The sequence below is a fragment of the Vibrio sp. 1F169 genome, assembly GCF_041439605.1.
GTDB classification, from domain to species: Bacteria; Pseudomonadota; Gammaproteobacteria; order Enterobacterales; family Vibrionaceae; genus Vibrio; species Vibrio tasmaniensis_A.
This window is the reverse complement of the sequence record NZ_JBGOOI010000023.1, coordinates 31,833-46,818: the sequence shown is the minus strand read 5'-3', so window position 1 is coordinate 46,818 and position 14,986 is coordinate 31,833. Positions and strand designations below refer to the sequence as shown.

Sequence of the window (14,986 nt, the reverse complement as noted above, 5' to 3'; positions counted from 1 at the left end):
GTTCATATTTCTATCAAAACCCCATAAAAATGAGCTTTTGCACACGCTTTAAATACCACTTACTTGTCAAAGTAAAAAAACTCGTTAATTTCGTTAAATTGGAACCCGTTAATTCTATTCTCTGTACTTGTTTTCATCCCTTTCAAGCAGTACATCAAAGGAAAGTAGTACCCAATTTATGTTTAGATTCTATCGTAAGCAGAAGTTTAAGCGCCTTCAAAATACCCTAATGCTGGCATTTCTTGTCCTTAGTATTACCCCAGTAACACTTATCGCGATATTTTTCCTCCAATCGCACAGTCAGGATCTTCAGGAACAAAGTACTTCGCACCTTGTTTCCGTCCGTGATACTAAACAGCAGCAAATTGTCGATTACCTACAAGCTCAAGAATCCCAAGTGATGGGTTTTGTTCGCTCAGAGCTTGCCAATGCCAGTGGCGGACGATTCTATGGTTTGATCAATGCATTCCAGCGCCTAGGGTTAGACATTGACGAAGCACGCGCTAATGCGCAGCAGCGCTACATTCAAGGATCGGGCGATCAAATCAAAACATCGATTCTTCCTGAATCCAGCAGCTTTATTGGCAGCGAGCGCTATCGTCTACTTCACAAGCGCTACCACAACTCTTATTTAGAGCTGCTTAAGCGTTCAGATTTTGACGACATTTTATTGGTCGACATTAACGGTAACATCGCTTATTCAGTTTTTAAGCGCGATGACTACGGCACCAACTTGCTGACTGGTAAGTACAAAGATGCAAACCTCGGCAAAACCTTTCAACGCCTGGAAAAGGACGTAAAAGACAAACGCAAATCCAACGAAGACTACACACCGGTTATCGTTTCTGACTTTAAAGACGAAAATGGTAAACAGACCGCATGGTTAGGCGCCCCTATCGTTCAACAGGGCTACCTACACAGTTACGCCATGTTTAGACTGCCCATCAATGGTATTACTAAGCTTATTGCCGATCTCAACAAGAGTTCGAATATTCAAACCTTGCTTGTCGGCGATGATCATCTACCACGTAGCCTTGCCCATTCACAAGAGTCGATTAATCTGAGTTTAGATGTTGTTGATAAAGCTCTGGCAGGAGAAACGGCCGTTGGCACCTTCGACAACGCTCAGGATCAAGCGATCATCGCTGCATATACTCCAATTGAGCTCAAATATGCGACTTGGGCACTCGTCGTCGAGCTTCCAGAGAAAGAAGCGTTTGCCCGTATTCATCAGTTAGAAAAGATCTTTGTGATCGTGATGTTGACGGCGATTATTCTTGTATTTGTCGCATCTCATTATCTGTCTAACTTCATCACATCACCGTTACTCAAGCTCACATGGGCAGCAGAGAAAGTCTCTGCGGGTGACCTTGATGAAACCATGATTAATACTGAACGAAAAGATGAGATAGGCCGCCTCGCGGTAAGCTTCGAAAGAATGCAACGTTCGATTCGTGAAAAGATGCTGCTCATTAAGAGCCAAAATGATGAGCTTGAGGACAACCTTAAGACCATTCAAAAACAAAATGAAGAGTTGCAACTGGCCAACAAACTTAAAGATGAATTCTTAGCAACAACATCACACGAATTGAGAACGCCATTACATGGCATGGTAGGTATCGCTGAAGCGCTAATCTCTGGCGCAAACGGTCCTATTCCTGCCAACCAGAAGTACCAGTTGGATATCATCATCAATAGTGGCCAGAGATTGGCAACACTGGTCGATGATCTACTTGATTACCACAAAATGCGCTACGGCAGTTTAGACATAAATAAATCTGCTGTTGATTTATCTGCTGCTACCAGCTTGGTACTAGAATTGTCTCATCATCTGTTGGGCAATAAGCCAATCCGAATTATTAACCAAGTACCCAGTGACTTAGGGTTGGTTTCGTCCGATCCTCAACGATTAGAACAAGTGATGTATAACTTGGTGGGCAATGCCATCAAGTACACATCAGAAGGTAAAATTGTTATCTCAGCAAGCGTTATCGACGACAACATTCGTGTACAAGTTGTTGATACAGGCCAAGGTATACCTGCTGAATACTTAGAACACATCTTTGAACCACTGATTCAAGCAGGACAAGACTCAAGTAACTATCGCCAAGGTGCAGGGCTTGGGTTGTCGATAAGTCGTCAACTGATTGAACTGATGGGCGGTTCACTGTACGTAAGTAGCCAACCAATGCTTGGCACGACGTTCAGCTTTACCCTGCCTTTAGCCACCCAAGAAGAATTGGATAACTACAGTGATTCAGGAAGCTATTCGCACTTCCAAGCGCCAGATTTAATTGATAACAGCCAACAAGAAAATAGTGTTATCAGTGAAGATCCAGACGGTCCGTTACTGGTTATCGCCGACGATGAACCAGTAAATTTACGCGTGCTAGACAGTTTCTTGAAATTGGAAGGTTATCGAGTGCGCACCGCATGTGACGGCCCAGAAACCATTGAACTGATTGAGAAAGAGAAGCCAGAGTTACTTCTGCTCGATATTATGATGCCAGGTATGAGTGGCTATCAGGTGTGTGAAGCTCTGCGTAAGCAATACGATCATGCACAGTTGCCAATCATCATGCTCACAGCTCTTAATCAAGCAGAAGACCGTGTTCGTGGCTTTGAAGCTGGTGCCAACGATTACTTGTCTAAACCGTTCAACAAACAAGAGCTGGCGGCGCGAATTACGGCTCACTTATCAGCAAGTAAAGCTGAGCAAAGGCGTCTTGAGAATGATCAATTGCAACTGGAGCTTAAACACAGAGCCATGGTTGAAGCGAACCTGCTAGAAACTCAAGGGCGCTTGCTAGAGCAGCTAGAATCAGCCCCTGAGGCCATCATCTGTATTCGTGATGACCAACGAATTCGATTTGCCAACGAAGCTGCAGCAAAACTATTTAGGCGTGGGCAAGAGCAGCTTAAACGCTCTATGGCCGATGAGATCATTGCGCCTAAATACCTTAAGGTGGAACAAGCTCACTACTGTGGTGATATTGATATCTATATAGACGACACTCGTCAGCGCATACCAAGTGATATCCTTAAGCTACCTGAAGGCTCAGGGCTCGACACCATGTATATCTTTAATGTTGGTGGTGGGGTTAACTCAAACCGAGTCAATAACCTTGAAACGGCGGTTGAGGCACTTTCAAGCTACGCCTTTGAGGGTGACAAAGATAAACTTCAACAACTGAAAGAACTTGGCGGTGAATTTACTCGCCTTGCAGATAAAGCAACCGGTGAAGGTAAAAACAAACAAGAGCTGATGCGTGAAGTGCTGGTCGATGTCATGACTAATGCCATCATCTACTGGGAGTCTGTTACAGGGGAAACCAAGTTTGCCTTCGCAGAGAAGAGTGGCTTGTGGCGCGTCTACCTAGACCGCAGTACCCTGCAAACTAGAACGCTAGACAAATATCTACGTGTAGAAACTCTACCGAAAACGCCTCGCTGGCGAACGGTACTGAGCTCTATCGAGTTTATACTTGAGCACTGTAAAGAACAGACACCTGAAAGAACTCATATTGAGACACTAAGGGATAAGCTACAAAAACTACTGACCAGTTAGCTCTGAAGTAAGCTCAAGCTATTGTAAATAATGAAGCCCACCTAGCGTGGGCTTTTTTGTGAATATCATACGCGACCAAAGGACAATGACGTCGATTCAAACACACTTCTTTTACGGCATTAAACAAGCAAAATGACACGTTGCTCAATCTTAAACAATCACCAGTTCAGTTACTATTTTGAGCCTTATTCTTGGCTGAATTTCACATTCCTCCGGCTCTTTGTTGCAGTTTGAGAAGCGAGTCACAACAGAACGGCAGATTTAATTTTCTAGAAAAATTTAACGTAAAATAGGTAAGTGACCGAGATCTACAATTACACCACAGCAAGATAAGCATCGATAATTAAAAGCCGAAAAGGTTAGTGACCACTTACAAAAAGCTACCACCACAAAACCAAATGCGAGTCACATCACCTTAACAATTGCGCACAAAAAACCACCAAAGCAAGCTATTTTGACGTTAATGACGTGGTGCTGTGTGTTTTTAACGTTTTTGACGGGAAACGAGTTTGATTAATTCATCGATAAGGTGTTTTCTTACTCCTGCCAAAGGCCTACAGGCCACTCTTACCACTTCTCAGAATCAAAGATGAATCTGGAGCAACGAAGAAGAGGTAGGCCTTTAACTAGAGTGTGTATCTACTAACTAATTAGCGACAGATAACATTCAATCCATTAGTGAAATGAAAGCAAATAGTAAGGAACAGCTATGCTTGCCAATATAAAAAAAACAGCAATAGCAACAGCAATTATTGCAACTGCTACAACAGGTTTTGCATCAGTAGCAACAGCTGCAGAGCGCAGCGAACTGACCGTTCACCCGAAAGAGTACACTACATTCGTACGTAACTTTAACCCGTACCTTGGTGCTACTAACCTACATACTACAACTGACTTCATGTACGAGCCTTTAGTAGTATTTAACGAAATGCACGGTAACACTCCGGTGTTCCGTCTAGCTGAAAACTTCAAAATGTCAGATGATCTGATGAGCGTTGTTTTCGACATTCGTAAGGGTGTTAAATGGTCTGATGGAGAAACTTTCTCTGCTGATGATGTTGTTTTTTCTTTCAACCTTGTAAAAGAGAAGCCAGAGCTTGACCAATCTGGTATCAACTCTTGGGTAACTTCTGTAGAAAAACTGAACGACAACCAAGTTAAGTTCACACTAACAGAAGCAAACTCAAACGTACCTTACGAGATTGCTAAAGTACCTGTAGTACCTAAGCACATCTGGAAAGACGTCAAAGATCCATCAACGTTTACCAATGAGAACCCGGTAGGTTCTGGTCCATTTACAGAAATCGATACGTTTACAGCGCAACTGTACATCCAGTGTGCAAACCCGAACTACTGGGATGCAGACAACCTAGATGTTGACTGCCTACGTGTTCCACAAATTGCGAACAACGACCAGTTCCTAGGTAAAGTTGTAAACAGTGAAATGGACTGGACGTCTTCTTTCGTTCCAGATATCGATCGTACATACGCTGCAGCAAGCCCTAAACACCACTACTGGTACCCGCCAGCAGGTACACAAGCATTCATCGTTAACTTCAAACACCCTGATGCTGCGAAGCATGAAGCATTGAGCAACGTTGAATTCCGTCGTGCTTTCTCTATGGCTCTTGACCGCCAAACTATCATCGACATCGCATTCTACGGTGGCGGTACTGTGAACGATTTCGCATCAGGTCTTGGCTACGCGTTTGAAGCTTGGTCTGATGAAAAAACTCACGACAAATACAAAGGCTTCAACACTTACAACGCTGAAGGCGCGAAGAAGCTTCTTGCTGACGCTGGCTTCAAAGATGTAAACAAAGATGGTTTTGTTGACACTCCATCAGGCAAATCTTTCGAACTAATGATTCAATCGCCAAACGGCTGGACTGACTTCAACAACACAGTTCAACTTGCGGTAGAGCAACTAAACGAAATCGGTATTAAAGCGAAAGCTCGTACACCTGACTTCTCTGTTTACAACCAAGCAATGCTTGAAGGTACATACGACGTAGCATACACAAACTACTTCCACGGTGCGGATCCATACACGTACTGGAACAGTGCTTACAACTCATCACTACAATCTGGTGATGGTATGCCTCGTTTCGCTATGCACTTCTACAAAAATGACAAGCTAGATGGTCTTCTAAACAGCTTCTACAAAACAGCTGACAAGAACGAACAGCTAGATATTGCACATGGTATCCAGCAAATTATCGCTGCAGACCAAGTGACAATCCCTGTGATGTCTGGTGCTTACATGTACCAATACAACACAACTCGATTCACTGGTTGGTGGAACGAAGAAAATCCAAAAGGCCGTCCAAACATTTGGGCTGGTATTCCAGAGCGTCTACTTCATGTACTGGACCTAAAACCAGTTAAATAAGTAATCGTTCAATCTTTGCGGCGTAACTTCTTACGCCGCTTATAAAAATCCCCACACTATCAATTGAAAGTATGGCGCTAGTCGTCAGGGGATTTTTCGTTCCAAATTTCGCTAGGAGCGACCTGAATCCAGAAACAGGGAAACAATCTGGGTGAGTAAGGTGTGAGTTATGGGTTATTTTTTAAGACGTTTGTCATTTTATTTTGTCGCGCTATTAGTTGCAGCGACGTTAAACTTTATTATTCCAAGAGCAATGCCTGGTGACCCAGTTACCATGATGTTTGCGAACGCTTCTGTACAAGTTACTCCTGAGCGTATTGCTGCAATGAAAGAACTATTAGGCTTCGTTGATGGGGGCTTACTGGTTCAATACGGCGCATACATGAAGAACATTCTAAGCTGGGAGCTTGGTACATCAATTCAATTCTACCCACTTTCTGTAAATACTCTGTTGGGTGGAGCATTTGGTTGGTCGCTATTCTTAGCAGGCACCGCCGTTATTCTTTCTTTCTCTATTGGTTCAATCCTAGGTATTTTTGCAGCGTGGAAACGTGGCAGCAAATACGATGCATTTGTGACTCCAGGGATGCTGATTTTACAAGCCGTTCCTCAGGTTGTTATTGCCATGATTGCGCTGTTTACCTTCGCAATCGGCTTGAAATGGTTCCCAACAGGTTACGCCTATACCGCAGGTACGATTCCAGATTGGACAAGCTGGGCATTCATTAAAGATGTCGCTTACCACGCCTTCTTACCTTTGCTATGTGCATCTATTGTTCAAATTGGTGGCTTCCTAGTAAACATGCGTAACAACATGATCAACCTGCTAGCTGAAGATTACATCACCATGGCGAAAGGCAAAGGCCTAAGCGAAAACCGAGTGGTATTCAATTACGCAGCTCGCAACGCGATGCTACCAAGTGTGACAGCACTTTCTATGTCGCTAGGTATGGCAATCGGTGGTCAGTTAATTATCGAAATCATCTTTAACTACCCAGGTCTTGGCAGCGTACTTTTCAACGCAATTAACGCTCGTGATTACCAAGTACTGCAAGGCCAACTGCTTATCATGACGCTATTCATGCTGTTCTTTAACCTAGTTGCAGACATGCTTTACGTTGTTCTTGACCCTCGTCTTCGTAAGGGTGGTAAATAATCATGAAAGATATTCTAAAACTCATTTGGCGTAACCCGATGGCCTTAACCGGCGTCATCATCCTAAGTATTTTTATTCTTGGTGCGATTGCGGCTCCATTGATCACAAAACATGTGCCAGACAAACGTACAGGTAATCCACACGAATACCCTGGCTTCGTGGTTAAGTCTGCACAAACTAACCCTGATGGCTGGGTTGCTCAAAACCTAGCAGACGATCGTCGTACGTTGATAATGTCTAAGAAGGCAGACCACGTACTGGGAACAACTCGTATGGGTCGTGACGTTTGGTCACAAGTGGTATACGGCGCACGCGTATCTCTTGCTGTAGGTTTTGGTGCGGGTCTTACCGTATGTTTACTAGCAACGGTTATCGGTGTTTCCGCAGGCTACTTTGGCGGCCGTGTCGATGATGTTCTGACAGCCGCAATGAACATCATGCTGGTTATTCCTCAATACCCATTACTGTTCGTAGTTGCAGCCTTTATCGGTGAGGCAGGGCCACTCACCATAACCTTGGTTATCGGCTTTATGTCCTGGGCTTGGGGCGCGCGTGTTGTTCGTTCCCAGACCTTAGCACTGCGTGAAAAAGAGTTTGTAAAAGCCGCTGAAGTTCTGGGTGAATCTTCATTTCGTATTATCTTCGTAGAGATTCTTCCAAACCTTATCTCTATCGTTGGCGCGAGCTTCATCGGCTCGGTGATGTACGCAATCATGATGGAAGCAACGATTTCGTTCCTAGGTCTTGGTGACCCGAACACAATCAGCTGGGGCATCATGCTTTACAACGTTCAAACCTCTTCATCAATGCTGATTGGCGCTTGGTGGGAACTGTTGGCTCCTTGTATCGCATTGACACTACTTGTAACTGGTCTTGCTCTACTTAACTTCGCTGTCGATGAAATTGCCAACCCGCAACTGCGTTCTCACAAAGGTATGAAGCGTTGGAAGAAATTAGCAGCACAAGACAAAGAAGAACGTGAACCTGAACTACCACCACAAAATGCACTTTGGAGCGGAGATAAATAATCATGTCTGAACCACTAATTTCTATCCGCAATTTATGCGTGGATTACATCCCAGAGTCTGGCGATGTACGTGCGTGTAACAACGTAAGTTTCGACATTGCTCCAGGTGAAGTATTCGGCCTAGCTGGTGAATCTGGCTGTGGTAAATCAACTGTTGCTTTCTCTCTTATGCGTCTGCATAAGCCGCCCGCTTACATCAGTGGTGGTGAGGTTATCTTCAATGGTGAGAACATCCTTGAATACAGTGATGACCGTATGCAAGCGTTCCGTTGGAGCGAGATGTCGATGGTATTCCAGAGTGCGATGAACGCACTCAATCCTGTATTACCAATGGAAGAGCAGTTCTGTGACGTAATTATGCGTCACACCAACATGACTCGTGAGCAAGCTAAGCAACGCGCTGAAGGTCTACTTGAAATCGTAGATATTCACCCGAGCCGATTGAGTGACTACCCTCACCAATTCTCTGGCGGCATGCGTCAGCGCTTGGTTATTGCTATCGCTTTAGCATTGAATCCAAAGCTTATCATTATGGATGAGCCAACGACCGCACTTGATGTGGTTGTTCAACGCGAAATCCTGCAAAAGATCTATGCACTAAAAGAAGAGTTTGGCTTCTCGATTCTGTTCATCACCCATGACTTGTCATTGATGGTCGAGTTCTCTGACCGTATCGGCATCATGTACTCAGGTGAGCTCATTGAGGTTGCCAATGCTCAAGATATTCTAGAAAACCCTTACCACCCTTATACCAAAGGGCTGGGAAGTTCTTTCCCTCCACTAACAGGGCCAAAGACAAAACTAGCAGGCATTCCGGGCAACCCTCTGAACCTGTTAGAGATCCCTGAAGGGTGTCGTTTCCAAGCTCGTTGTGATCGTGTACATGAAACGTGTACCAAGGTGCCAACCAAGCTGCGTTCTATCGACCCGGGACATTTGTCTAACTGCCACCTGTACGGTGACCCAATAGTACAAAGGAAGCTATAGCTTGCACGCTGATTCAGCGTGAATAACGAATAAGGCGGCTCGACCGCCGAAATGCAAGCAAAGCGAATAAGGATTCTGGAGACAATTATGAGCAAAGATTTCGGTCAATTATTGGTAGAAGGCAAGAATGTCGTAAAAGACTTCCCAATAAGCAGTACCACAATTCAAACCCCAATGATGCGTGCGATTAACGACGTATCATTCAAGATGTATAAAAGTCGCGGCCTAGCTGTGGTTGGTGAGTCAGGTTCAGGCAAATCAACAACAGCAAAAATGATCGCAAAAATGTACGCGCCTTCGGGCGGTACGATCGAATACAAAGGTCGTGATATCCAAGAGATCTCAAGCAGAAAAGATCTTATGCACTACCGTGAAGGCGTGCAGATGGTATGGCAAGACCCGTTTGGTTCCCTGAACCCAACACATAACATCTTTCACCACATAGCTCGACCATTGTTGATCCACAAAAAAGTATCTCCGGGCAACAAGAAAGAGTTACAGGAACGTGTGTACGATCTTCTAGAGCAAGTTGGCTTAGTGCCACCACAAGCAACGGCAGAAAAGTACCCTCATCAACTCTCTGGTGGTCAGCGTCAACGTGTCAACCTAGCCCGTAACATTGCAGTTGGTGCAGAAGTTGTATTAGCCGATGAACCAACATCGATGCTTGATGTATCGATTCGTGCTGGTGTTTTGAACCTGATGGAAGAAATGAAGTTTGAGAAACAAATGTCTCTACTTTACATCACCCACGATATCGCAACCGCTCGTTACATTGCTGAAGATCTTTCAGTGATGTACGTAGGACACATGGTGGAATGGGGCGATACCGATGATGTGATTGCTAACCCTCAGCATCCTTACACCCAATTGCTTGTTTCTGCGGTTCCAGATCCTAAAAAATCGATCCACGAACAACTCGCAGGCAACAAAGGTGAGATCCCTCTTTGGACACCAGTCTCTGCAGGTTGCCCATTTGCAGGCCGTTGCACTCATGCAATGGACAAGTGTAAAGAGCAGTTACCAGGGGTTACGCAGTTAGCTGATAACCACTTTGTGCGTTGTTACCTACACGAAAGCTAAGCAATAAAACCAAGTTAGGGTCTGCGGGCCCTAACTATTTATATCCAAAATATTTTATATCCAAAACATTCAAGTACCTAGCCAATAGAAACTAGGACTGTCGGAGAATATTGATGCTGTTATTGACCAACCATATTGGCTACGAATCCACGGCTCCAAAGCAGGCTATTCTGCAAACCAAGAAAGCTCGCTTATCAAGTACGACTGCACTTTTGGTGTGTGCCGACAACCATATCACTGTCGGAAGTTTTGATGTGGTTAAACAAGGCCGCGTAGCAAATTGGCATCAAGGGCAATTCTTCACTATCGATTTCAGTTCATTCACTGAATCAGGTCGCTACTACCTACGTTTTGACAACCTACGCTCTGAAGTATTTGTGATTGGTAGCAACCTATTAATGAACCACACGTTTTCTGATGTGCTTCATTACTTTAAGTCACAACGCTGTGGCGGTAGTTTCGACAAAAAAGATCGACAAGCACAAATTATGGGCACTGACAGATACGTCGATGTTCATGGCGGTTGGTACGACGCATCGGGTGATGTAAGTAAGTACTTTAGCCACCTATCTTATGGCAATTATCTCAACCCACAACAAATTCCGATGGTTGTTTGGAACATGCTCAAAAGCGTGCGCTTGACTAGCAATAACCCAGACTTTCCTAAATTCTCTATGACTCGTTTAGTGGAAGAAGCCCTATTCGGTGCCGATTTCTTAGTGCGTATGCAAGACGCTGACGGATACTTTTACATGACGGTATTCGACAAGTGGAGTAAAGACATCAATCAACGTGACATCTGCGCATACGCCACTCAAGAAGGTAACAAATCAACGGACTTGCAAGCGGGCTACCGACAAGGTGCGGGCGTTGCTATCGCCGCATTAGCTGCTGCATCTGAACTTGAAACCTCGGGCAGTTACTCGAGCCACACCTACCTTGAAACGGCTGTTAAGGGTTACTGGCACCTAAAAGAGTACAACCTCCAGTACCTAAACGATGGTGAAGAGAACATCATCGATGAGTATTGTGCCCTGCTCGCAGCCAATGAGCTGTATCGCGTAACTCAAGACCAGCAATACCTAACAGAAGCAAGAACTTGGGCTAGTCGCTTGATCGCACGTCAGCAATCTGATGATTCATTTGAGCACTTTTGGTCAGCTAATGCTGATGGCTCTCGCCCCTATTTCCATGCAGCTGAAGCTGGCCTTCCTGTAATTGCTCTGTGCGAGTACATCGATAATGAAATTGACACTGAGTTGAAAGAACAAGCACGTGTGGTTGTTGAGCAAGCTTGTCAGTTCGAAATCAACATTACCGACAAAGTCATCAACCCATTTGGCTACCCAAGACAATACGTAAAATCTGTCGATGGTGATAAACGTGATGCCTTCTTCGTCGCTCAACAAAACGAAACTGGCTACTGGTGGCAAGGCGAAAACGCGCGTCTTGGCTCAATTGCGACCATGGCGTACTTAGTTCAACCACACATTCAAAATGCCGATCTTCAAAAGCGCTTAATCCAACTGTCACAAAACAGCCTTGATTGGATTTTAGGATTGAATCCTTACCACATGAGCATGCTTGATGGCCACGGTCATAACAACCCAGACTATCTACCACAACTTGGTTTCTTCAATGCCAAAGGCGGGATTTGCAATGGCATCACGGCAGGGTTCGAAGACGAACAAGACATCGCATTCAACCCACCAGCACAGAAAGACGACATGCTTCAAAACTGGCGCTGGGGTGAACAATGGATCCCTCATGGAGCGTGGTATTTGCTAGCAACGGCTGCGCAATTCAACTTCCTAGCACAAAGTAAGGAGCAATAATCATGACGCTTTACTACGTAGGTATTGATGGTGGCGGTACATCTTGCCGTGCTCGCATTCGTGATGACCAAGGCAAACTCATTGGTGAAGCGAAAAGTGGCAGTGCCAACATCCTTTTGGGTGTCGATGTTGCAATGAGTTCAATTGTTGATGCGATTACTAAAGCCGCACAACAAGGGCAACTCAACTCTAACGATTTTTCTAATATGCATGTTGGTTTGGCGCTAGCTGGTGCTGAACAGAAGTCAGCATGGCTCGACTTCATGGCACAAGCACACCCTTTCGCAAGTATGACACTCAATACAGACGCCTATGGTGCATGTATTGGTGCACATAATGGCCAAGACGGCGCGATCATGATTGGTGGTACAGGTTCATGTGGTATCTACCTAAACAACGGCGAACAACACGTGGTTGGTGGTCGTGAATTTCCAATTTCTGACCAAGGCGGCGGCGCAGTGATGGGCCTTCGTTTAATTCAGCAAGTTCTACTCGCTGAAGATGGTATTCGTAACAAAACCCCACTGACTCAACATGTTATGAATCATTTCAATAATGATGTTGATGCGATCGTGGCATGGTCAAAAGGCGCGATTCCAAAAGATTACGGTCAATTCTCTCCCGTCATTTTTCAACTGGCAAATGAAGGCGATGAACTGGCTATAGAGATGCTTAAGCAGACTGCAGCCGATATCGAAATGTTTGTATTAGCGCTGCATCGAAAAGGCGCTGACAAGGTGTGCTTAATGGGAAGTATCGCTGAGCGTATTCTCAACTGGCTATCACCACCAGTACAACAATGGATCGTTAAACCTCAATTTGACGCTATCGAAGGCGCATTGATGTTTGCCGGCAAGTCAAAACACAACTTGTATCAACAGGCTTAGCAGGGAAGTTATATGAATTATCGCATCGACTTAGCTGTTCTTTCTGAACAAAAAAATAACTGCCGATTTGGCCTTACGGTACATAATTTAAGTGACCTCGACGTAAAAGATTGGTCTCTGCATTTTGCATTTGACCGATTCATCCTTCCTGAGAGTCTATCGCAAGGTGAACTGACTCAAGTTGGAAGCTATTGCTCGTTCAAACCAAGTTCGCCCGTGTTAAAGGCCAATAACCATTACTACCTTGAATTCAGTATTCAAAGCGCCCCATTCCGCTTCTATTCTGATGGCCTTAATGATGCCTTTATCCAATCACATCATGATGGCGAAACATCGGTACTGCCTGTCGCGATATCACCCATAGTACTGGCTTCGCCGTACCGTGAACGTAATCAAATACCTGAAGTTAACGCTGCTGAAATTGCATTGATTCCTCAACCAAATCAGATCGAACTCAAGCAAGGTAGCTTCGCGCTAAGCTGTGAATGCAAGATTGAGGTTCAATCTCACCTTGCAGATAAAGCCGTCTCTTGGTTGCAGCAAGAATTACTTTCTACCTTTGAAATATCTCTTTCGAATGAGCTTTCAACTGAACTTTCAAAAGACGAAAGCGGCGACATTCTATTTCGCAGCAATCCAACATTAGACGAAGCAGAATACAAACTCCGCATTACTGAACAACAAATAATTGTTGAATCAGGTAGCCAGTCTGGGTTTACACACGCCGTGGCAAGTCTGATTCAATTGATTCAATTGATTCAACAACTGGATGCCGAAAGTTTTTCTATTCCATGCTGCAAAATCGCCGATCACCCTCGCTTTAAGTACCGAGGCATGATGTTGGACTGCGCGCGTCACTTCCACTCGGTAGAGCAAGTGAAGCGTTTAATCAATCAACTGGCGCACTACAAGTTCAACGTATTTCATTGGCACCTAACTGACGATGAAGGTTGGAGAATTGAGATTAAGAGCCTGCCTCAGCTGACTGAAATCGGCGCTTGGCGAGGTCCTGATCATGCATTAGAACCGCAATACACCCACCTTGCGGATAACTATGGCGGCTTCTACACGCAGCAACAGATTCGCGAAGTCATTGAATACGCAGAGCAACGCAGCATCACGGTGATCCCTGAGATTGACATCCCAGGCCACTGCCGCGCCGCGATAAAATCACTACCAGACATGCTAGTTGAGCAAGCAGACACCACACAATACAAGAGTATTCAGCACTACAACGACAACGTGCTAAATCCAGGTTTACCGGGTACTTACCAATTCCTAGATGCTGTGATTGAAGAAGTTGCAGAGCTTTTCCCTAGCGAATTGATCCACATGGGCGCAGACGAAGTACCACCCGGTGTGTGGACCAATAGCCCTGCCGCTCAAGCACTGATGAAAGAGCACCAGTACCAAGACAGCAAAGATCTACAAGGTCACCTATTCCGCTATGCCGAAAACAAACTCAAGCAACTCGGCAAGCGCATGGTGGGCTGGGAAGAAGCACAGCACGGCGACAAGGTGAGCAAAGAGACCATCATCTATTCATGGCTCAGTGAAGAAGCCGCTATCAATTGTGCTCGCCAAGGCTTTGATGTGGTGCTGCAACCAGCACAGTTTACCTATCTCGACATGACCCAAGATTATGCACCGGAAGAACCGGGCGTAGATTGGGCTGCCGTTATCCCCTTAGAACAAGCTTATACCTACGAAGCCCTCGCTGAGATATCCGACACCGATCCAATTCGTAAGCGGATCCGCGGAATTCAGTGTGCTCTATGGTGTGAGATCGTTACCAATCAAAAGCGCATGGATTACATGGTATTTCCAAGAATTAGCGCTTTAGCTGAAGGATGTTGGACACATAAAAACAACCGAAACTGGCTAGATTACCTATCTCGCCTAAAGGGCCACCTGCCATTACTCGACAGACTCAATGTTGATTATCGCAACCCTTGGAAAGCTCAATAAAACGAAACCAAAGCACACTCAAGTCGAGTACTTGCTTCCCCTGATTAAGGTGCTCAGTCAGATTCGACTCAGCATCACTATTT

Annotated in this window: 9 protein-coding genes; all 9 read left to right on the top strand. The window is 45.0% G+C overall.

The features are described 5' to 3' along the window. The first annotated feature begins 178 nt into the window (after positions 1–178). The gene (locus tag ACED53_RS11295; RefSeq protein ID WP_009847560.1) at positions 179–3,568 is read left to right on the top strand and encodes a response regulator; all 3,390 of its coding nucleotides are present in this window, start codon (positions 179–181) and stop codon (positions 3,566–3,568) included. A 709-nt stretch (positions 3,569–4,277) separates the two neighbouring features. Next, the gene (locus ACED53_RS11290; protein ID WP_009847561.1) at positions 4,278–5,960 is read left to right on the top strand and encodes an ABC transporter substrate-binding protein; all 1,683 of its coding nucleotides are present in this window, start codon (positions 4,278–4,280) and stop codon (positions 5,958–5,960) included. 169 nt (positions 5,961–6,129) lie between these two features. Beyond that, on the top strand, positions 6,130–7,116 hold the full coding sequence (locus ACED53_RS11285; RefSeq protein WP_009847562.1) for an ABC transporter permease: 987 nt from the start codon (positions 6,130–6,132) through the stop codon (positions 7,114–7,116). Between the two features lie 2 nt (positions 7,117–7,118). Continuing rightward, entirely contained in the window at positions 7,119–8,144 is a 1,026-nt protein-coding gene (locus ACED53_RS11280; protein WP_009847563.1) for an ABC transporter permease, read from the top strand. Positions 8,145–8,146: 2 nt separating this feature from the next. Then, positions 8,147–9,130, top strand: coding sequence for an ABC transporter ATP-binding protein (locus tag ACED53_RS11275; RefSeq protein ID WP_017101645.1), 984 nt, complete (start codon positions 8,147–8,149; stop codon positions 9,128–9,130). 87 nt (positions 9,131–9,217) lie between these two features. Continuing rightward, positions 9,218–10,213 (top strand): ABC transporter ATP-binding protein, encoded by a 996-nt coding sequence (locus ACED53_RS11270; protein WP_009847565.1) that lies wholly within the window; start codon positions 9,218–9,220, stop codon positions 10,211–10,213. 113 nt (positions 10,214–10,326) lie between these two features. After that, positions 10,327–12,048, top strand: a complete 1,722-nt coding sequence (locus ACED53_RS11265) for a glycoside hydrolase family 9 protein (RefSeq protein WP_371692861.1) — start codon at positions 10,327–10,329, stop codon at positions 12,046–12,048. 2 nt (positions 12,049–12,050) lie between these two features. After that, positions 12,051–12,935 (top strand): N-acetylglucosamine kinase, encoded by an 885-nt coding sequence (locus ACED53_RS11260; RefSeq protein ID WP_017100561.1) that lies wholly within the window; start codon positions 12,051–12,053, stop codon positions 12,933–12,935. Between the two features lie 12 nt (positions 12,936–12,947). Then, positions 12,948–14,903: a beta-N-acetylhexosaminidase gene (locus ACED53_RS11255; RefSeq protein ID WP_017100560.1), complete on the top strand. Its 1,956-nt coding sequence runs from the start codon at positions 12,948–12,950 to the stop codon at positions 14,901–14,903. Positions 14,904–14,986: the final 83 nt, after the last annotated feature.